General features: G+C 60.4%; 21 protein-coding genes, 4 tRNA genes and 1 pseudogene. 16 read left to right on the top strand and 10 right to left on the bottom strand.

Annotated elements, in window-relative coordinates:
• Positions 1-105: 105 nt before the first annotated feature.
• Positions 106-1,053 carry a 4-hydroxy-3-methylbut-2-enyl diphosphate reductase gene (gene ispH, locus HX846_RS04575; RefSeq protein ID WP_003215881.1) on the top strand — a complete coding sequence of 316 codons (948 nt, stop codon included), beginning with the start codon at positions 106-108 and terminating at the stop codon, positions 1,051-1,053.
• Here the strand turns inward: ispH and HX846_RS04570 are convergent.
• Positions 1,007-1,588 carry a GspH/FimT family pseudopilin gene (locus HX846_RS04570; RefSeq protein ID WP_003215883.1) on the bottom strand — a complete coding sequence of 194 codons (582 nt, stop codon included), beginning with the start codon at positions 1,586-1,588 and terminating at the stop codon, positions 1,007-1,009. The genes ispH and HX846_RS04570 overlap by 47 nt on opposite strands.
• A 217-nt stretch (positions 1,589-1,805) precedes the next feature.
• Here HX846_RS04570 and pilV point away from each other — a divergent pair, with 217 nt between their 5' ends.
• The 5 genes from pilV (at position 1,806) to thiO (ending at position 5,107) form a co-directional block, all read left to right on the top strand.
• A complete protein-coding gene (pilV, locus tag HX846_RS04565; protein ID WP_102369926.1) occupies positions 1,806-2,282 on the top strand; it encodes a type IV pilus modification protein PilV in 477 nt (158 codons plus the stop codon).
• Positions 2,279-2,986 carry a PilW family protein gene (locus HX846_RS04560; RefSeq protein ID WP_177021855.1) on the top strand — a complete coding sequence of 236 codons (708 nt, stop codon included), beginning with the start codon at positions 2,279-2,281 and terminating at the stop codon, positions 2,984-2,986. Before pilV ends, HX846_RS04560 begins: the two co-directional genes overlap by 4 nt.
• 7 nt (positions 2,987-2,993) lie before the next feature.
• Positions 2,994-3,521 carry a PilX N-terminal domain-containing pilus assembly protein gene (locus HX846_RS04555; RefSeq protein WP_102369924.1) on the top strand — a complete coding sequence of 176 codons (528 nt, stop codon included), beginning with the start codon at positions 2,994-2,996 and terminating at the stop codon, positions 3,519-3,521.
• Positions 3,522-3,533: 12 nt separating this feature from the next.
• Positions 3,534-3,935: a type IV pilin protein gene (locus tag HX846_RS04550; protein WP_003215892.1), complete on the top strand. Its 402-nt coding sequence runs from the start codon at positions 3,534-3,536 to the stop codon at positions 3,933-3,935.
• A gap of 62 nt (positions 3,936-3,997) precedes the next feature.
• Positions 3,998-5,107 (top strand): glycine oxidase ThiO, encoded by a 1,110-nt coding sequence (thiO, locus tag HX846_RS04545; protein WP_003215894.1) that lies wholly within the window; start codon positions 3,998-4,000, stop codon positions 5,105-5,107.
• Here thiO and HX846_RS04540 read toward each other — a convergent pair.
• Together HX846_RS04540 and HX846_RS04535 are read right to left on the bottom strand one after the other, a co-directional pair.
• Positions 5,094-5,327, bottom strand: a complete 234-nt coding sequence (locus tag HX846_RS04540; RefSeq protein WP_026078011.1) for a PP0621 family protein — start codon at positions 5,325-5,327, stop codon at positions 5,094-5,096. The genes thiO and HX846_RS04540 overlap by 14 nt on opposite strands.
• A gap of 126 nt (positions 5,328-5,453) precedes the next feature.
• Positions 5,454-6,479, bottom strand: a complete 1,026-nt coding sequence (locus HX846_RS04535; RefSeq protein ID WP_008432851.1) for an outer membrane protein assembly factor BamD — start codon at positions 6,477-6,479, stop codon at positions 5,454-5,456.
• Positions 6,480-6,628: 149 nt separating this feature from the next.
• Between HX846_RS04535 and rluD the strand changes: the two genes are divergently transcribed.
• The 7 genes from rluD (at position 6,629) to HX846_RS04500 (ending at position 11,744) form a co-directional block, all read left to right on the top strand.
• Positions 6,629-7,591 (top strand): 23S rRNA pseudouridine(1911/1915/1917) synthase RluD, encoded by a 963-nt coding sequence (rluD, locus tag HX846_RS04530; protein WP_003215899.1) that lies wholly within the window; start codon positions 6,629-6,631, stop codon positions 7,589-7,591.
• Positions 7,588-8,313, top strand: a complete 726-nt coding sequence (gene pgeF, locus HX846_RS04525; protein WP_178965038.1) for a peptidoglycan editing factor PgeF — start codon at positions 7,588-7,590, stop codon at positions 8,311-8,313. The genes rluD and pgeF overlap by 4 nt, the downstream gene beginning before the upstream one ends.
• 151 nt (positions 8,314-8,464) lie before the next feature.
• Positions 8,465-11,029, top strand: a complete 2,565-nt coding sequence (gene clpB / locus HX846_RS04520; RefSeq protein WP_178965037.1) for an ATP-dependent chaperone ClpB — start codon at positions 8,465-8,467, stop codon at positions 11,027-11,029.
• Positions 11,030-11,329: 300 nt separating this feature from the next.
• Positions 11,330-11,405: transfer RNA gene (locus tag HX846_RS04515), tRNA-Asn, on the top strand.
• Positions 11,406-11,415: 10 nt separating this feature from the next.
• Positions 11,416-11,492 (top strand) — tRNA-Pro (locus tag HX846_RS04510).
• Positions 11,493-11,497: 5 nt separating this feature from the next.
• Positions 11,498-11,573 (top strand) — tRNA-Lys (locus HX846_RS04505).
• Positions 11,574-11,667: 94 nt separating this feature from the next.
• Positions 11,668-11,744: transfer RNA gene (locus HX846_RS04500), tRNA-Pro, on the top strand.
• 192 nt (positions 11,745-11,936) lie between these two features.
• Here the strand turns inward: HX846_RS04500 and HX846_RS04495 are convergent.
• From HX846_RS04495 to HX846_RS04485, 3 genes are all read right to left on the bottom strand, one after another.
• Positions 11,937-13,235 (bottom strand): NAD(P)/FAD-dependent oxidoreductase, encoded by a 1,299-nt coding sequence (locus HX846_RS04495; RefSeq protein WP_178965036.1) that lies wholly within the window; start codon positions 13,233-13,235, stop codon positions 11,937-11,939.
• Between the two features lie 60 nt (positions 13,236-13,295).
• Complete coding sequence (locus HX846_RS04490) at positions 13,296-13,469, bottom strand: DUF3094 family protein (protein WP_010174986.1); 174 nt, start codon at positions 13,467-13,469, stop codon at positions 13,296-13,298.
• A gap of 89 nt (positions 13,470-13,558) precedes the next feature.
• Positions 13,559-14,188: a DUF1780 domain-containing protein gene (locus HX846_RS04485; RefSeq protein WP_008437312.1), complete on the bottom strand. Its 630-nt coding sequence runs from the start codon at positions 14,186-14,188 to the stop codon at positions 13,559-13,561.
• A gap of 102 nt (positions 14,189-14,290) precedes the next feature.
• On the opposite strand from HX846_RS04485, the gene HX846_RS04480 reads away from it, so the two are divergent.
• The 3 genes from HX846_RS04480 (at position 14,291) to HX846_RS04470 (ending at position 15,725) form a co-directional block, all read left to right on the top strand.
• The gene (locus tag HX846_RS04480; protein WP_178965035.1) at positions 14,291-14,758 is read left to right on the top strand and encodes an FAD/FMN-containing dehydrogenase; all 468 of its coding nucleotides are present in this window, start codon (positions 14,291-14,293) and stop codon (positions 14,756-14,758) included.
• Entirely contained in the window at positions 14,755-15,444 is a 690-nt protein-coding gene (locus tag HX846_RS04475; RefSeq protein ID WP_178965034.1) for an energy-coupling factor ABC transporter permease, read from the top strand. Before HX846_RS04480 ends, HX846_RS04475 begins: the two co-directional genes overlap by 4 nt.
• Before the next feature lie 65 nt (positions 15,445-15,509).
• Positions 15,510-15,725, top strand: coding sequence for a hypothetical protein (locus tag HX846_RS04470; protein WP_003215917.1), 216 nt, complete (start codon positions 15,510-15,512; stop codon positions 15,723-15,725).
• On the opposite strand, the gene yacG is transcribed toward HX846_RS04470, so the two are convergent.
• From yacG to HX846_RS04450, 4 genes and pseudogenes are all read right to left on the bottom strand, one after another.
• Positions 15,722-15,922 (bottom strand): DNA gyrase inhibitor YacG, encoded by a 201-nt coding sequence (yacG, locus tag HX846_RS04465; protein WP_003215918.1) that lies wholly within the window; start codon positions 15,920-15,922, stop codon positions 15,722-15,724. The genes HX846_RS04470 and yacG overlap by 4 nt on opposite strands.
• Positions 15,919-16,519, bottom strand: a pseudogene (gene coaE / locus HX846_RS04460) (dephospho-CoA kinase). Before coaE ends, yacG begins: the two are co-directional and overlap by 4 nt.
• The gene (locus HX846_RS04455; RefSeq protein ID WP_372241964.1) at positions 16,516-17,394 is read right to left on the bottom strand and encodes an A24 family peptidase; all 879 of its coding nucleotides are present in this window, start codon (positions 17,392-17,394) and stop codon (positions 16,516-16,518) included. The pseudogene coaE and the gene HX846_RS04455 overlap by 4 nt, the downstream one beginning before the upstream one ends.
• Positions 17,391-18,599 (bottom strand): type II secretion system F family protein, encoded by a 1,209-nt coding sequence (locus HX846_RS04450; protein WP_178965033.1) that lies wholly within the window; start codon positions 18,597-18,599, stop codon positions 17,391-17,393. Before HX846_RS04450 ends, HX846_RS04455 begins: the two co-directional genes overlap by 4 nt.
• Between the last annotated feature and the right edge of the window lie 197 nt (positions 18,600-18,796).

Raw genomic sequence — 18,796 nt, 5'->3', positions numbered from 1 at the left:
GGCCTACTGCAGGGGCGAGCTTGTTGGGGCTGCTTCGCGGCCCAGCGGGAGCAAGCGCCCTCGCCACACAAGCTCGATCCTACAGGGCAAGACACGAGGCACAGCATGCAAATCAAACTCGCCAACCCCCGTGGCTTCTGCGCCGGCGTGGACCGGGCGATTGAAATCGTCAACCGCGCCCTGGAAGTTTTCGGGCCGCCGATTTACGTGCGCCATGAAGTCGTCCACAACAAGTTTGTGGTCGAAGACCTGCGCAGCCGCGGGGCCATCTTCGTTGAAGAACTGGACCAGGTGCCGGACGACGTTATCGTCATCTTCAGCGCTCACGGCGTTTCCCAGGCGGTACGCACCGAAGCAGCAGGCCGTGGCCTGAAAGTGTTCGACGCCACCTGCCCGCTGGTGACCAAGGTGCACATCGAGGTCGCGCGCTACAGCCGTGATGGTCGTGAATGCATCCTGATCGGCCACGCCGGTCACCCGGAAGTCGAAGGCACCATGGGCCAGTACGATGGCAGCAATGGTGGCGCGATCTACCTGGTGGAAGACGAAAAAGACGTCGCTGCATTGCAGGTGCACAACCCTGAAAAGCTGGCTTTCGTTACCCAGACCACCTTGTCCATGGACGACACCAGCCGCGTCATCGATGCCTTGCGCTCGCGCTTCCCGGCCATCGGCGGCCCACGCAAGGATGACATCTGCTACGCCACCCAGAACCGCCAGGATGCGGTCAAGCAATTGGCCGACGAATGCGATGTTGTGCTGGTGGTGGGGAGCCCCAACAGCTCCAACTCCAACCGCCTGCGCGAACTGGCCGAGCGCATGGCCACCCCGGCCTACCTGATCGATGGTGCCGAAGACATGCAGCGCAGCTGGTTCGACGGTGTCGAACGCATCGGCATCACTGCCGGAGCCTCGGCCCCGGAAGTCCTGGTGCGTGGCGTTATTCAGCAACTGCAGGCCTGGGGCGCCACGGGCGCTGATGAACTGGCTGGCCGTGAAGAGAACATCACTTTCTCCATGCCCAAGGAGCTGCGGGTTCGTTCGCTGCTCTGAGGCCCGGAGTACCGGCATAGCCCCGGCACAAAGCCTGCTCGGTCTTGTTACTGCGCAGGCTGATACGCCCGCTGGCGGCCAGCACTATTTGATACAGGCTCAGTTGCTGGTCCGTCGCACACACGTGGACGGTGCCGGCGCTGAATGCCCCTGCTGACAGCAGCGGTTCGCCCAGGCTGCTGAAGCGTATCTGGGTTCTCACCGGCGTATTCCCCACAATCGGTATCTGCCCACTGTCCTGGCGCTCCAGCAGCACCGGGTTTTTGTCGTCCAGATGGCCGCGACCGTTCAGGTCCAGTATCACCCTCCAACCCCGGCTCCAGTCATCGTCCAATGCATGGATAACCACCGTGCGATTGCGTGCGATGGCTTCTGTGCGGGCATAACGCAGTCCGCCGGCAAGGGATTCGGCGGCGCTCTGGCGTCGTTGCGACTCGAGCAGCCCCTTGAGGCTCGGCACTGCCAGATTGGCCAGGATGCCGCTCAGGAACAGGCCGAGTATCAGTTCAATCAGCGAGAAACCTCGTTGTTTCATGGGCCGTCCCTCCGTGGACGCGGTGTGCTTTTCAGTCGGTGCCGGATGGCAGACATAGTTATAGCGCCCAGTCCGGCGGGGCGAATGGTGGCCATTCTGTCCAAAGTATTTCGCTTTGTTCCGGGGGGCAGCGCTCAGGCAATACCGGCGCTAGTCTTGCGTCGCACAGCAGGTTTGCGCTGCTTTCTGATGACCTTCGACATGGATGGCGATGGTAATGAACGCTTTCCCCGTAACGCCCCACCCGCAACCGACCCAGGCCGGAATGACGCTGATCGAGGTCCTGGTATCTGTGCTGATCCTCGCTGTCGGCCTGCTAGGGGCGGCAGTCATTCAGCTCAATGCATTGAAATATACCGACAGTTCCAGGATGACCAGTCAGGCCAGTTTCATTGCCTACGACATGCTCGACCGGATCCGCGCCAATTCGGGTGCTGATTACTCCTGGGGCCAGGGTGAACGCGCGCCCTCCAGCACCTCGGTCGCGAGTGTGCGTGATCTGGACCTGCACGACTTTGAAGCGAATATCGCCGGGTTCGCCGGGGAAAGCGCCAAGGGGTCGGTTGCGGTCAATCAGCGAGAAGTGACCATCAGCATCAGTTGGGACGACTCCCGTGGAGCGAAGGCTCAAGGCACCCGGGAAACATTCACCCTGACCAGCCGGATTGCAGTCGACCCGAGGGTGTTGCCATGAGAGGTCCAGTGTGCGGTTTCAGCTTGGTAGAGATGCTGCTGGCATTGGCCCTCGGCCTGATGTTGATCCTGGGGGTGACCCAGATTGCACTCAGCTCCCGAACCACTTATGCCAGCCAGAGTGCGGCTTCGCTGTTGCAGGATGATGCACGGTTCGCCCTTGGCAAGCTGATTCAGGAAATACGCCAGGCGGGCATGTTTGGCTGCTTGTCCGCTGCATCAATCAGCAACGCTCCCGCAGGTTTTGATCGTCCCATTGGATGGAGTACCACCGGCAGTTCCCGGTCCCTGACGCTGGTGACCGCCGACGTCGGGGAGGGTGGCAGCAAGCCGGACTGGACGGTGCTTTCCGATTGCACCGGCTCTGCCCACGCCTATGTTGGAAGCCCGCCGGCAGCGACGCCCGGGCAAATCCACTTCCCACTGCGCAAGCTGACCTACACCTTTGAGGGCGGGCAGCTGAAGTTCAGCACGCTGGCGGCCCCGAGCAAAGCGGTGCTGGTGGATAACGTGGGGGCATTCGATATCAGTTTCGGCGTGGCCGACAAGCCTGGCTCAACGGTTGTCAGCCGATATGACCCCAACCCCGGCGATGAGTCGCTCATCCGCAGCGTGCGGATTCTGCTGACACTTCAGGATCCAAATGGGTTGGTGAAAGACCAGGCCTACAGCGTGGTCGCGGCACTACGTAATCGCCTGGAGTAGCGTGCCCATGGGTTATTACCTCTCCCGTTCGAGGCAGGCAGGCATGGTTTTGCTGATCAGCCTGGTATTCCTGCTGCTGTTGGCACTCCTCGGATTGTCTTCGATGCAGGGAGCAATCTCGCAAGAAAAAATTACCGGCAGCCTTCGGCAGCGCAACCAGTCGTTTCAGCAGGCCGAAAGCGGCCTCAGGCTTGGCGAGTCTTTGGTGCAGGCGTCAGGTTTCGCCCTGCGCCCTTGCCACTCGATGGCTGCGTGCGCGCCACCTGCCGAATCGGTTTCGGTAGTGGGGCCGGGGACGAATCCCGTATCGACTGTGACCTGGATAGGGATGAAAGATGGCGTCTACGGTATTCAAAACCTGGGGCCGGGAACGGGTTTGGCTCAACTCCCGGCAGAGGCCCAGGCCACCGTCTATCGCGTGACATCAGTGGGCGTCAGTGGGCACTCACGCTCCGTCCTGGAGTCTGTGTATGCCCGTGTGGGCAGCGGGCCCGGCGAGCGTTTTCGACGAATCATGTGGCGACAACTTCAATAGGTGAGCAGCACGATGGGCAAGGATTGCACAGGCTTCACCCTGATCGAATTACTGATCGCCGTGGCGATCGTCGGACTCCTGGCGGGCGTCGCCTATCCCGGGTATCTCAGCCATATGAAAAAGGTCTATCGCGCGGAAATTGCCGGGTTGCTGAGTGAGCAGGCACAGTACCTTGAGCGTTATTACGCGAGGAACGGCACTTTTATTGATGCGACTGGCGTCATCGCCGGCAATGATCGCTATAGAATCACCCCTGCATTGAACCCTCAGGATTTCGTTCTGCTTGCCACGCCGGCAATTGACTCGGTGATGGCGGGCGATCCCTGTGCCGCCTTCAGCCTGAGCAGTACCGGTGCGCGAAGCAATCCGGGAGCCGCGCCTGATATGACGCGCAAGGCGTGCTGGGGGCAATGATGAGGAAGCTGGACGATTGGGCGCCGGGCGTGCCTTTTTCTTTTTATCGGCTGGATCGAACAATGGCTAAGCAACAGCAAGTAGTGGTTGTGGGTGGTGGGGTAATCGGGTTGTTGACGGCGTTCAACCTGGCGACCCAAGGGCAAGCGGTTGTGTTGCTGGATCGTTCGGCGGTCGGTCAGGAGTCTTCCTGGGCCGGCGGCGGCATTGTCTCCCCGCTCTACCCGTGGCGCTACAGCCCGGCCGTGACGGCCCTGGCGCACTGGTCCCAGGATTTTTACCCGCAACTGGCAGAGCGTCTGTTCGCGGCTACTGGCATTGACCCGGAAGTTCACACCACCGGCCTGTATTGGCTGGACCTGGATGATGAAACCGAGGCGCTTGCCTGGGCAGCCCGCGAAGGGCGCCCGCTGAGCAAGGTGGATGTTTCAGCTGCCCATGACGCTGTGCCGGTGCTGGGTGCCGGGTTTTCCCAGGCGATCTATATGGCGGATGTGGCCAATGTGCGTAATCCGCGGTTGGTCAAATCCCTCAAGGCGGCCTTGTTGGCCCTGCCGGGCGTGACGATTCACGAGCAGTGTGCGGTTGATGGGTTTATTCAGCAGGGCGGCAAGGTTGTTGGGGTGAATACGGCGCTCGGGCCGATCCATGGCGATCAGGTAGTGCTGGCCGCCGGCGCCTGGAGCGGTGAGTTGCTGGGCCGCCTGGGGCTTGAGTTGCCCGTGGAGCCGGTCAAGGGGCAGATGATCTTGTACAAGTGTGCGTCGGACTTCTTGTCGTGCATGGTCCTGGCCAAGGGGCGTTATGCGATTCCCCGGCGGGATGGGCACATTCTGATTGGTAGCACGCTGGAGCATGAGGGGTTCGACAAGACGCCCACCGACTCTGCACTGGAAAGCCTGAAAGCCTCTGCCGTCGAGTTGATTCCGGCCCTGGCCGATGCCGAAGTGGTGGGGCATTGGGCCGGTTTGCGGCCCGGCTCGCCGGAGGGCATTCCGTATATTGGCAAGGTGCCAGGTTTCGACGGGCTGTGGCTCAACTGCGGGCATTACCGCAACGGCCTGGTGCTGGCGCCGGCGTCCTGCCAGTTGTTTGCCGATTTGTTGCTGGGACATGAGCCGATCATTGATCCGGCCCCGTATGCGCCGGCAGGCCGAATCAACGCTGGATAGATTTCGGCCCTTGCTCCAGATGCGCCTGGGTGCAATACCATTCCTGGCGCAGGCTCAAGGCTCGATCCTGTGGCAGGTGAAGGCCACAGTGGGCGCAACGAACCATCTGGATCGGGCCCTGTTCGCTGGGCCGCTGCTGTTTGGCGGCCGGGCTTTTGAATTTGCGCCAAAACCATACCGCGGCAGCAATAACGGCGATCCAGAACAGTAGACGAACCATGGTGGGCAGCTTCTCGACAAGGAATCCCGCAGTTTAGCCAAGGACGTGATGGGCGCACAGCGCAATTATGCAGCGCAATAAAAAAGGGAGCTCCGAAGAGCTCCCTTTTCGCATCGCGGCGAACAATCAGTCAAAGATACCGAAAGTCATGTAGCTGAACCACGAGCGATCTTCGTTATTGCCCAGGGCTTGAGGCCCTTGCTCTTCGATGATGTCGCCGTTTTCGTCACGCGGCTTGAGGTCCGATGGAATCGAATCCTTGGCGTCCTGGTATTGCTTGATGATGTCCTGGTTGGCGCGGGTTTCGCCCGGCGGCAGCGGTGGACGGGACTCGATCAGGCCCAGGGTGTACTTGCTCAACCACGAGCGGTTGTCGGCTTCGGCAACCTGCGGTACGAACTGGCCGTCCTTCAGGCTTGGGTGGTCCGGGTAGTTGAGCTTCAGGGTTTCCAGGCTGGTGGCCGCCAGGGCGTCCAGGTGCAGGCGCTGGTAAGCCTCGGTCATCACGGCCAGGCCGTCACCCACCGATGGGGTTTCCTGGAAGTTTTCCACTACGTAACGGCCACGGTTGGCGGCAGCAACGTACGCCTGACGGGTCAGGTAGTAGTGGGCTACGTGGATTTCGTAGGAAGCCAGCAGGTTGCGCAGGTAGATCATGCGCTGCTTGGCGTCCGGCGCGTAGCGGCTGTTGGGGTAGCGGCTGGTGAGCTGGGCGAACTCGTTGTAGGAGTCGCGGGCAGCGCCCGGGTCACGCTTGGTCATGTCCAGCGGCAGGAAGCGCGCCAGCAGGCCAACGTCCTGGTCAAACGAGGTCAGGCCCTTGAGGTAGTAGGCGTAGTCCACGTTCGGGTGCTGAGGGTGCAGGCGGATAAAACGCTCGGCGGCGGACTTGGCAGCTTCCGGCTCGGCGTTCTTGTAGTTGGCGTAGATCAGCTCGAGCTGGGCCTGGTCGGCGTAGCGCCCGAACGGATACCGCGACTCCAGTGCCTTCAGTTTTGCCGTGGCGCTGGTGTAGCTGTGGTTGTTCAGGTCGGTCTGAGCTTGTTGGTACAGCTCGACCTCGCTCAGGTTTTCGTCGACGACTTCCTTTGTTGACGAGCAAGCAGCAGTCATGGCGAGGATGGCGATCAGCAGCAGGTGTTTCACTTGCATGGCGGCTTGCGTCCCTATGACGGCCGCTGTCTTGGGCGGGGCCGTCCTGTTATGATGAGCGCCCCTTGGAAAGCCTCGGGGCAAAAGACGCCGTATTTAACCACAAGCGCGCAGCCGAAACCAAAGGCTGTGCCACGCCTAGTCTGAGCATGTCCGATAAAATTGAACTTCGCGCAGAGGTGCCGTCCGAATTGGGCGGCCAACGCCTCGATCAAGTCGCCGCACAATTATTCGCTGAGCACTCGCGCTCGCGCCTTTCCGCCTGGATCAAAGACGGCCGCCTGACTGTGGATGGAGCGGTTATCCGCCCGCGAGACATAGTCCATGGTGGTGCGATTCTTGAGCTGACTGCCGAGCAGGAAGCCCAGGGAGAATGGATCGCCCAGGACATTGAACTGGACATCGTCTATGAAGACGACGACATCCTGGTGATCAACAAACCTGCCGGCCTGGTGGTTCACCCGGCCGCCGGGCACGCTGATGGCACGCTGCTCAATGCCTTGTTGCACCACGTGCCGGACATCATCAATGTCCCGCGCTGCGGCATCGTGCACCGCCTGGACAAGGACACCACCGGCCTCATGGTGGTAGCCAAGACCATTCAGGCGCAGACGCAGCTGGTCACACAACTGCAGAGCCGCAGCGTCAGCCGGATCTACGAATGCATCGTGATCGGCGTGGTAACCGCCGGTGGCAAAATCAATGCCCCGATCGGCCGCCACGGCCAGCAGCGCCAGCGCATGGCGGTGATGGAAGGCGGCAAGCAAGCCGTCAGCCACTACCGCGTGCTTGAGCGTTTCCGCTCCCACACTCACGTGCGGGTAAAGCTGGAAACCGGTCGTACCCACCAGATTCGGGTGCACATGGCGCACATCAACTTCCCGTTGGTCGGAGATCCGGCCTACGGTGGGCGCTTCCGCATTCCGCCGGCGGCCAGTGCAACCATGGTTGATTCGCTGAAAACCTTCCCGCGCCAGGCGCTGCATGCACGCTTCCTGGAGCTGGATCATCCGACGAGCGGTAAGCGGATGAGCTGGGAATCGCCACTCCCAGACGATTTTGTCTGGTTGTTGTCGCTGCTCAAGCAGGATCGCGAGGCGTTTATCGGATGAGTGACTGGCTGATTCCTGACTGGCCCGCGCCGGCCGGGGTGAAAGCCTGCGTTACCACCCGTGCGGGCGGCGTCAGCGTGGCGCCGTTCGACAGCCTAAATCTCGGCGATCATGTCGAGGACAGCCTCGATGCCGTGCTCGAAAATCGCCGTCGTCTCTGCGCTGCCTTCAATATCCAGCCCGCCTGGTTGCGCCAGGTTCACGGTGTGGTTGTCGTCGAGGCGGATCCCGGCCGGACTGCCGAAGCCGATGGCAGTTGGACCAGCACTCCCGGCATCGCCTGCACTTCGATGACGGCTGATTGCCTGCCTGCCTTGTTTTGCAATCGCGCCGGTACCCGCGTCGCGGCAGCCCATGCCGGCTGGCGTGGCCTGGCCGCTGGCGTATTGGAAGCGACCGTTGAAAGCCTGGATACCGAGCCAGCCGACGTACTGGTGTGGCTGGGGCCGGCCATCGGTCCGCAAGCCTTTGAAGTCGGCCCGGAAGTGCGTGAAGCCTTTATGCAGCAACTTCCGGAAACGATTGAGGGGTTCGTGCCCAGTCAGAACCCGGGCAAGTTCATGGCCGACATTTACCAACTGGCTCGCCTGCGGCTTGCCGCCCGCGGCGTCACTGCCGTGTACGGTGGTGGTTTGTGCACCGTGACGGATCCCCGCTTCTATTCCTACCGTCGCAGCCCGCGCACCGGTCGGTTTGCCTCCCTTGTCTGGCTTGAACGCTAGACTCCTTTGACTTGGGTCAATCCTGACGCAAGTCAGCGGTCGCCCGCTTGAATCTTCCAGAATCCACCCCATCTATAAGGGTATCTGGCAGGTTTCTTCATTCAGGATGTGTTTGTTCATAGCTCCGGCCTGCTCAAAAGGAAGGTGACTAATGCGTATTGATCGTTTAACCAGCAAATTGCAGTTGGCTTTATCCGATGCCCAATCTCTGGCGGTTGGCCTGGATCATCCGGCCATCGAGCCTGCGCACTTGATGCAAGCGCTCCTGGAGCAGCAAGGCGGTTCCATCAAACCCTTGCTGATGCAGGTGGGCTTCGACGTCAACAGCCTGCGCAAGGAGTTGAGCAAAGAGCTCGACCAACTGCCGAAAATCCAAAACCCGACTGGCGACGTGAACATGTCCCAGGATCTGGCGCGTCTGCTTAACCAGGCGGATCGACTGGCGCAGCAAAAGGGTGACCAGTTCATCTCCAGTGAAGTAGTGCTGCTCGCCGCGATGGACGACAACAGCAAACTCGGCAAATTGTTGCTGGGCCAGGGCGTGAGCAAAAAAGCCCTGGAAAACGCCATCAACAACCTGCGCGGCGGCGAGGCGGTAAATGACCCTAACCACGAGGAGTCCCGCCAGGCCCTGGACAAATACACCGTCGACCTGACCAAGCGCGCCGAAGAAGGCAAGCTTGACCCGGTGATCGGCCGTGACGACGAAATTCGTCGCACCATCCAGGTCCTGCAGCGTCGCACCAAGAACAACCCGGTGCTGATCGGCGAACCTGGCGTGGGTAAAACCGCGATTGCCGAAGGCCTGGCCCAGCGCATCATCAATGGTGAAGTGCCGGACGGCCTTAAAGGCAAGCGCCTGCTGTCCCTGGACATGGGGTCGCTGATTGCCGGCGCCAAGTTCCGTGGCGAGTTCGAAGAGCGCCTCAAATCCCTGCTGAACGAACTGTCGAAGCAGGAAGGGCAGATCATTCTGTTTATCGACGAACTGCACACCATGGTCGGCGCCGGTAAAGGCGAAGGCTCGATGGACGCGGGCAACATGCTCAAGCCGGCACTGGCGCGGGGCGAGTTGCATTGCGTGGGTGCGACCACGCTGAACGAATACCGCCAGTACATCGAGAAGGACGCGGCCCTTGAGCGTCGCTTCCAGAAAGTATTGGTGGAAGAACCGAGCGAAGAAGACACCATCGCGATCCTGCGTGGCTTGAAAGAGCGGTATGAGGTCCACCATAAAGTCGCGATCACCGACGGTGCGATCATCGCGGCGGCGAAACTGAGCCATCGCTACATCACTGATCGGCAGTTGCCGGACAAGGCCATCGACTTGATCGACGAAGCGGCCAGCCGCATTCGGATGGAGATCGATTCGAAGCCCGAAGTGCTGGACCGTCTGGATCGGCGCCTGATTCAGCTGAAAGTTGAATCCCAGGCCCTGAAGAAAGAAGAAGACGAGCCGGCGAAGAAACGCCTGGAAAAACTCCAGGAAGAAATTGTTCGCCTGGAACGCGAGTATTCGGACCTCGAAGAAATCTGGACCTCGGAAAAAGCCGAAGTGCAGGGTTCTGCGCAGATCCAGCAAAAGATCGAGCAGTCCCGTCAGGAACTGGAAGCAGCCCGCCGTAAAGGCGACCTGAACCGCATGGCCGAGTTGCAGTACGGGGTGATACCGGACCTGGAGCGTAGCCTGCAGATGGTCGACCAGCACGGCAAGCCTGAGAACCAGCTGCTGCGCAATAAGGTGACCGAGGAAGAAATCGCCGAAGTCGTCTCGAAGTGGACCGGTATCCCGGTGTCGAAAATGCTCGAAGGCGAGCGCGACAAGCTGCTGAAGATGGAAAGCCTGTTGCACCAGCGCGTCATCGGCCAGGAAGAGGCGGTGGTCGCGGTGTCCAACGCGGTGCGGCGTTCGCGGGCCGGGTTGTCCGACCCGAACCGTCCGAGCGGCTCGTTCATGTTCCTCGGCCCGACCGGCGTGGGCAAGACCGAGTTGTGCAAGGCCCTGGCCGAATTCCTCTTCGATACCGAAGAGGCGATGGTGCGGATCGATATGTCCGAGTTCATGGAGAAACATTCCGTGGCTCGCCTGATCGGGGCGCCACCAGGCTATGTAGGGTACGAGGAAGGCGGTTACCTGACTGAAGCGGTACGGCGCAAGCCTTACTCGGTGATCCTCCTGGACGAGGTCGAGAAGGCCCACCCGGATGTGTTCAACGTGTTGCTGCAAGTGCTGGAAGATGGTCGCCTGACGGACAGTCACGGGCGTACCGTGGACTTCCGCAATACGGTGATCGTGATGACCTCCAACCTGGGCTCGGTACAGATCCAGGAGCTGGTGGGTGACCGTGAAGCCCAGCGTGCAGCGGTAATGGACGCGCTGACCAGCCACTTCCGGCCGGAGTTCATCAACCGGGTCGATGAAGTGGTGATCTTCGAGCCTCTGGCGCGGGATCAGATCGCGGGCATTACCGAGATCCAGTTGGGCCGCCTGCGCAGCCGTCTGGCGGAGCGCGAGTTGTCCCTGGTGCTGAGCCGCGAGGCGTTGGACAAGCTGATCGCGGTTGGTTACGACCCGGTTTATGGCGCACGGCCGTTGAAACGTGCGATCCAGCGCTGGATCGAGAACCCGTTGGCGCAGCTGATCCTGTCGGGCAGCTTTATGCCGGGCTCCAGCGTCGAGGCGACGGTGGAGAACGACGAAATCGTCTTCCACTAAGCCCAAGCGGGACTGCTATAAGAAGAGGCCCCGCATTGCGGGGCCTTTTTTTTCGATAGGGCGTTGAACTGTAAGGCAAAGGCTTGTAAAGTGCGCCCCGCAGCAACGTCAGCCCAACGGTTTCTTCTCCCCAAGGAGAAATCAGAAAGAAGCGCAAATCATTGTCTTAAAAGCAATTTAAAGGGTTGACAGGGGTTTTTAAGATTGTAGAATAGCGCGCCTCAGAGACACTAACGTAGCGATACGGAAGCGTCGAAGAGAAGGTAACATGCAACAACGTAACACTTTGAAATACGTAGTTCCGTGATAGCTCAGTCGGTAGAGCAAATGACTGTTAATCATTGGGTCCCAGGTTCGAGTCCTGGTCACGGAGCCAATTTCAAAACCGGGGTATAGCGCAGTCCGGTAGCGCGCCTGCTTTGGGAGCAGGATGTCAGGAGTTCGAATCCCCTTACCCCGACCATATTTGGGTCGTTAGCTCAGTTGGTAGAGCAGTTGGCTTTTAACCAATTGGTCGTAGGTTCGAATCCCACACGACCCACCATTTTTGAGACCAGTTAACGCTGGAATCGAATCTTAAGATCAGAGGCCAAAAGCGCTGATCGAAGAAGGCGACTGAGAGGTCGCCTTTTTTTTACCGGGGTATAGCGCAGTCCGGTAGCGCGCCTGCTTTGGGAGCAGGATGTCAGGAGTTCGAATCCCCTTACCCCGACCATATTAAAAATCCTCGTATCGAAAGATACGGGGATTTTTTTTGTGCGCGGAATCCTGTCCGCACCACAAAACAAATGTGGGAGCGGGCTTGCTCGCGAAAGCGGTGTGTCAGCCAGTGCATCTGGCACTGAACCACCGCTTTCGCGAGCAAGCCCGCTCCCACACTCACCGAGTCCTATCCCGGAACGTGCTGTCAGTGCAGTTTCAGGCGCGGCTCGGTCCCTCGCCCGATCTTGCTCCCCAGCATCAGCATCGCCGTGCGGAAGAAGCCATACAGCGCCATCTGGTGCATGCGGTACAGCGACACATAAAACATCCGCGCCAGCCAGCCTTCCAGCATCACGCTGCCGGTCAGGTTACCCATCAAGTTACCCACAGCCGAAAAACGCGACAGCGAAATCAGCGAGCCATAGTCGGTGTACTTATACGACGGCAGGTCCTTGCCCTCGATCCGCAGTTTCAGCGATTTGGCCAGCAACGAGGCCTGTTGGTGAGCCGCTTGGGCCCGTGGCGGCACATTGCGATCGGTGCCGGGTTGCGGGCAGGCCGCGCAGTCACCAAAGGCGAAGATGTTCTCGTCGCGGGTGGTTTGCAGGGTCGGCAGCACTTGCAGTTGGTTGATACGGTTGGTTTCCAGGCCGTCGATGTCCTTGAGGAAGCCTGGCGCACGAATCCCGGCGGCCCAGACCTTGAGACTGGCCGGGATTACCTGGCCGCTGCTGGTGATCAGGGCGTCGGCCGTCACCTCACTCACGGCGGAGTTGGTCAGGACGGTCACCCCGAGTTTCTCCAGGGTTTTATGCACAGGCCCGCCGATCCGCTCCGGCAGGGCAGGCAACACCCGTGGGCCGGCTTCGATCAGGGTGATGTGCATGTTTTCCGGCTTGATCTTGTCCAGGCCATAGGCGGCCAGTTCATGTGCGGCGTTATGCAGCTCGGCGGCCAGCTCGACGCCGGTGGCACCGGCGCCGACGATGGCGACGCTGATCTGCTCTACCACGTCCGTCTGCCCGGCATGGGCGCGCAGATAGTGATTGAGCAATTGCTGGTGGAAACGCTCAGCCTGCTTGCGGGTGTCGAGGAACAGGCAGTGTTGCGCCGCGCCTTCGGTGCCGAAGTCATTGGTGGTGCTGCCGACGGCGATCACCAGGCTGTCGTAGCCCAGCACGCGCGCGGGCACCAGTTCCCGGCCTTCCTCGTCGAGGGTGGCGGCCAGCTGGATTTTTTTCTGCTCGCGATCAAGCCCGCTCATGCGCCCCAGCTGGAACTCGAAGTGGTTCCATTTTGCTTGGGCAACATAATTGAGTTCGTCTTCCGAAGAGTTCAGCGAGCCGGCCGCCACCTCGTGGAGCAAGGGTTTCCAGATGTGGGTGAGGTTGGCATCCACCAGGGTGACGCTGGCGATGCCGCGCTTGCCCATAGTCTTACCCAGGCGGGTAGCCAACTCCAGGCCGCCGGCGCCGCCGCCGACGATAATAATACGATGGGTCATGGGGATATCTCGCAAGGCTAAAGGAAATCGGTGCAGTTACCCGAGCGAGCGCCAGGCAGCTCATAGCGTCAGGTAACTCAAAAGGCGGCTCAGCAAACCCAGGCCGATCACTGCAACCAGCACCACCGCAAGGAGCAGCCAGGGCCGGAAAGGCTTGCGCTCGACTTGGTTCTGGGACAGTTGCAGGTACTCTTCGACATGCTGTTGGTCGTCGGGGTTCAGGCGGCTGGTCATAAAGGCCTCGTCAGGTAGACGTTGCTGAAGGGTGCCACGTTACAGTCGGGTGATTGGCGGCATTGCCTGAAGCATAGTCGCCAACCCGATCACAGGCTGATGCCCACATCAAACACTATGCTGCGCCCCAGATTGTTGCGCAAGAAGTCCGGCGCGTCCGGGTGCGCGAACAGTACGCGGGCGAAGGTCGGCCCCACGAGGGACAGCGAGCGCCAGCCCTGGCGCAGGTACTCGGTGGGAGGAGGGAAGTGACTGTTGAGGTCCAGTACTTCGCGCTTGAGGCTGGCGAAGGCGATGAGGTCCAGCTCCCCCAGGTCCATCCCGCGCTCTTTATAGTTGTGGGCCTTCTTGCGCAGGGTGGGCGCCAGGCGCAACAGGAATTCGTGGGCGGGAATGCGCCGGGGCTTGGCTTCTCGCCGAACCAGTTGGCTCAGGGAAAACGCGCTGCGCCGCCGCAGCAGTTCGTCGCGCCATTCATCGTTCAGGCGCCGGCCTTCATCGAGTACGAAAAACACTTCGAAACTGGCGTCGCGAAACAGCACGTCCGGCGGTTCTTGCCCGGCGGCGTGGAATTCTTCGGCGCGATAGGGCACGTTCAAGCCTTGCAACAGGCGCTGGCAGACCCAACGCTCACGCTCCCATTTGCGGGCATTGGACAGGAAAGCATTGGCTTGTTCGGCCGCTACGGTGAGCAGGCGCAAGTAATCTGAGTCATCCATGTCACCAGCTTAGCGTCCAAATGATGACCGCAGGAAGTCCCGCGTCAAAAGGTCGGTGTAGACTGGCCACTCGACAGTGTCCCGTGGCATGAGGAGTATGCAGTGAAGTGTTTTGTGGTGCTGTTCTTGAGTCTTTTGCCCGTGTGGGCCCAAGCCGTTGAAGTGGGTGAGCGTGTTGCACCCTGGACGTTGCTTGATCAGTTCGACCAGGCCTACACCCTGGATGAGCAGGCGCAAACCTTGCTCGTAGCGCGCAGCATGGACGCGGCCAAGATCGTCGATACGGCGCTGCAGGGCCAGCCCAAGGGTTACCTGGAGGCTCGGCATGCGGTGTTTCTCGCCGATATCCAGCGCATGCCCCGGCTGATCGCGAAGATGTTCGCGGTGCCGGCGATGCAGGCCTACAACTATCGCGTCATGCTCGACCGCGATGCCCGTGTAAGCCCGCGCTATCCCGCACCTGTGGATAAAGTGCTGTGGCTGCAACTGGATCACGGGACGCTGGTGGCGCAGCACGAATACGACTCCGCCGCTGAACTGCGCCAGGCCCTGGAGCAGGTGCAGCCGTGATCAGCGCAGCGGTGTTGGCGCCGGAAACCCTCAGCATCGGCTGGCTGCTGTATGCGCCGGTGGTGATGTGGGCGCTCCTGCGTTCGCCGTGGGTCGAGCTGTTTACCGACCGCCGACGCCAGCACTTGCTGTTCGGCACCGTATTCGCACTGTTCATGTTGTGGTTGGTGCGCCGGGATTTCGACACTGGGGTGTCCTACCACTTCATCGGCATGACCGCCGTGACCTTGTTGCTCGATTGGCCCCTGGCGATCGTCGGAGGCTTTGCCGCGCAAATCGGCCTGGTGTTGCTCGGCCGCCAGGACCTGGCCGCCGTGGGGATTAATGGCATGCTGCTGATCCTGTTGCCGGTGCTGGTCACCGAAGGATGTGCGCTGCTGGTGGAGCGGGCGAAGCCACGCAATCCCTTTGTGTATATCTTCTGTTCGGGCTTTTTCGCCGCCGCACTGTCGGCCTTGTTGTGCCTGCTGGCAGGCCTGGGCTTGCTGTGGTTCGATGGCCGTTTTGCGATGCCGGAATGGATCGAGGATTTTGTCGGCTACTTGTGGCTGATCATTTTCCCCGAGGCCTTTATCAACGGCATGGTGATCAGCGCCCTGGTGGTGTTCTGCCCCGAGTGGCTGGAGACATTCAACCGCACTCGCTACCTCTCGGCGCCCTGGAAGGATGACGATCCGCGGCCTTGATCCAGGTCAAATGCCGCACGCGCAAGTGGTCGCATGCTCTGCAAAATTTCCAGGAGCACGGAATCATGAGTGTGTACGAGTGGGCACGGCAGGAGTTACGCAGAAGCCAGGACGCGGCGCAGGAAATCGGCTTTGACCCGGGCTTGACCCTGCGCGCCATGCTCAGTGCGGTGGTGCAGCAGAGCAAGGGCGTGCGCAGTTTTGAAGACCTGGCCGACGAGTTGCAATACCTTGCAGAGAATCTCGACGACCAGCAGGACTATGGCTTTATGCGGCCTTAGTGTTTGGGCTGAAAGTCTTCGGAGAACAGGTCGTCCTCGGCGTCCGGGCTGACCGGGATCTTGTGTTCCTCGGACGCCCAGGCGCCCAGGTCGATCAGTTTGCAACGGTCCGAACAGAAGGGGCGGTTGACGTTTTCTGCTTTCCATTCCACAGGTGCGCCGCAGGTTGGGCATTCGACGTTCAAGGGTTGGCTCATGATCGGCCTCCACGCAAAGTAAGGTAAAAGTGGTGCAGTCGCTCGACCTCGGCGTGCAGCCGGGCCAGGTCCTGGTCATTGACCAGCACGTCATCGGCATGGCGCAGGCGGTCTTCACGGGTGGCCTGGGCCTTGAGAATCGCCTGCACCTGCGCTTCGCTGATGCCATCGCGTTGCAGGGTACGCTGTATCTGCAACGATTGCGGCACGTCGATCACCAGCACCCGCTGGGTCATGGTGTACTGGCCGGACTCGATCAGCAGCGGTGACACCAGGATCGCGTAAGGCGATTGTGCACGCGCCAGGTGGCTGCGAATCTCCTCGGCGATCAGCGGGTGCAGCAACGCCTCCAGCCAGCGGCGCTCGTCGGGCACTTCGAAGATCAGCTTGCGCAACGCGCCGCGGNNCATCCGCACCGAAATGCCCGGCAATCTGCGCCAGGGCAGGGCGCCCGGGTTCGACTACCCAGCGCGCGGCGTGGTCGGCGTCAATCAAGTCCACGCCAAGCCGGACGAAGTGTTCGGCGGCCGCGCTTTTGCCACTGCCGATGCCGCCAGTGAGGCCAAGAATCCAGGGTGTTGCGACAGAAGTGGTCATCTGAAACCGACAGACTGCAAATAGAAGTCGGTTATTTGACCACCCCAGAGCAATGCAATCCAGCCGGCAATTGCCAGATACGGACCAAAAGGCATTGGAGTGGATGCGTGGGCTTTGCGCAGGCGCAATAGAATCAGGCCTCCCATCACACCCACCAGGGAAGACAGCAACAGCGTCATCGGCAGGATCTGCCAGCCGCCCCAGGCACCGAGCATGGCCAGCAGCTTGAAATCCCCGTGCCCCATCCCGTCCTTGCCGGTAATCAGCTTGAACACCCAGAACACCGACCACAGGCTCATGTAACCGGCTACCGCGCCCCACAGCGCATCGGGCAATGAAACAAAAACGCCAAAGCTGTTGAGGATCAGGCCCAGCCACAGCAACGGCAGCACCAGCACATCCGGCAGCAGTTGGTGGTCTGCATCGATCAGGCTCATCGCCAGCAAGCCCCAACTCAACAACAACACCGCTCCGGCTGCCCAGCCAAAACCGAAATGCCAGGCGACAACCGCCGAGATCAGCCCGCACGCCAGTTCTGTGATGGGATAACGCGCGCCAATAGGTTGATGGCAACTTGAGCAACGTCCCTTGAGCAGTACATAACTGAGCAGCGGAATATTCTCCCAGGGGCGAATCGGGTGGTTGCAACGCGGGCAGCAGGAGTTTGGGTGCATCAGGTTATAGGGCGCGGCGACAGGCTCGGCGGGAAGGCCCAGTACTTCATGGGCCTGGGCTCGCCATTCACGTTCCAGCATCTTCGGCAGGCGCCATACCAGCACGTTGATAAAACTGCCGACAATCAAGCCCAGCAGCAACGCGCCTGACACAAACACCCACGGCTGATAAACGAGGATCTCAGTCAGTGGCGTGCTCAAAAGGCTGTACCGAGTTGAAAGATCGGCAGGTACATGGCCAGCACCAATGCCCCGACGATGCCGCCGAGTACCACCATGATCAGCGGCTCCATGAGGCTGGTAAGGTTGTCCACCAGGTTATCGACGTCAGCCTCGTAGTGGCAGGCGACTTTTTCCAGCATGTTATCGAGGGTGCCCGACTCCTCGCCGATAGCCGTCATCTGGATCGCCATGCCTGGAAACAGGCCGCTTATGGCCATGGATTCATTCAGCTGGATTCCGGTTGCAACGTCGTGCCGCATACGATTGATTGCCTGTTTGAACTGCCCGTTACCCGTGGCGCCGGCCACGGAATCCAATGCCTGCACCAATGGAACGCCCGCCGCAAAGGTGGTCGAGAGCGTGCGAGCGTAGCGGGCGACCGCCGATTTTTTCAGCAGTGTGCCTGCCACGGGAGCTTTCAACAAACTGGCATCGAGCCAGTGGCGAAAGCCTGTGGACGAGCGATAGGCTTTGCGCAGTCCTGCGAAACCGGCACCCGCGGCCAGGATCAGCATCCACCAGCTTTGCTGCATGAACTCCGACAGGCTGATGACGCCCAGGGTAAAGCCCGGCAGTTGTGCATCGACGCCGGCAAACAACCCCTGAAACTGCGGCACCACGTGAATCAGCAGGATTGCGCTGACAGCGGTGGCGACTGCCAGTACCGTCACGGGATAGGTCATGGCCTTCTTGATTCTGGCTTTCAGCTGTTCGCTTTTTTCCAGGTGAATGGCCACCCTTTCCAACAGCGCTTCGAGTGCGCCCGCCTGTTCACCCGCCGCAACCAGGTTGCAGTACAGATCATCGAAGTAGCGTGGGTATTTCTGCAAGGCGACAGCCAGGCTGCTGCCGGCGGCGATCTCCTGCTTCAAGCCTTGTACCAGCGCCCCCATATGCCGGTTGTCGAAGCCCTCGGCGATGATATCCAGCGCCTGTAAAAGTGCGATACCTGCCTTCAGCAGCGTCGCCAATTGGCGAGTGAAGAGGGCGATCTCTGCCGGTTTGACCGGCAGGGCGAGGCTCGGCCAACCGGCGAATTTCTTGCGTACGCGCCCAGGATTGATACCTTGTTGGCGCAGCAGTGCCTTGATCAGGGCGGGATTGTGACCGCGGGTTTCTCCGGATACCTTGCGCCCTTTGCGGTTGACGCCTTCCCAGGCATAGATCGCTGAAACATCATTCATTTCACGGTTCCGCACACAGACAGTGGAAGATTTATAGCTTAGTCAGGTGACGGATTCGGGCAGGCTCGCCGTGAGCGAAAAAATGTCAGTTTGTGCGTCTTGTTCAGCATTGGTTGCGCGGGGGTGAGTACACTGGCGCGGTTGCCGAGACGGGGTGCAGGATGCGCCTCGCGAAAGGTTTTATTCTGGAGAGTGAA

Source organism: Pseudomonas sp. K5002 (assembly GCF_013386655.1).
Lineage (GTDB): Bacteria > Pseudomonadota > Gammaproteobacteria > Pseudomonadales > Pseudomonadaceae > Aquipseudomonas.
Note: the sequence above shows the minus strand (reverse complement) of the source record. Positions and strands in the feature narration are given on the sequence as shown.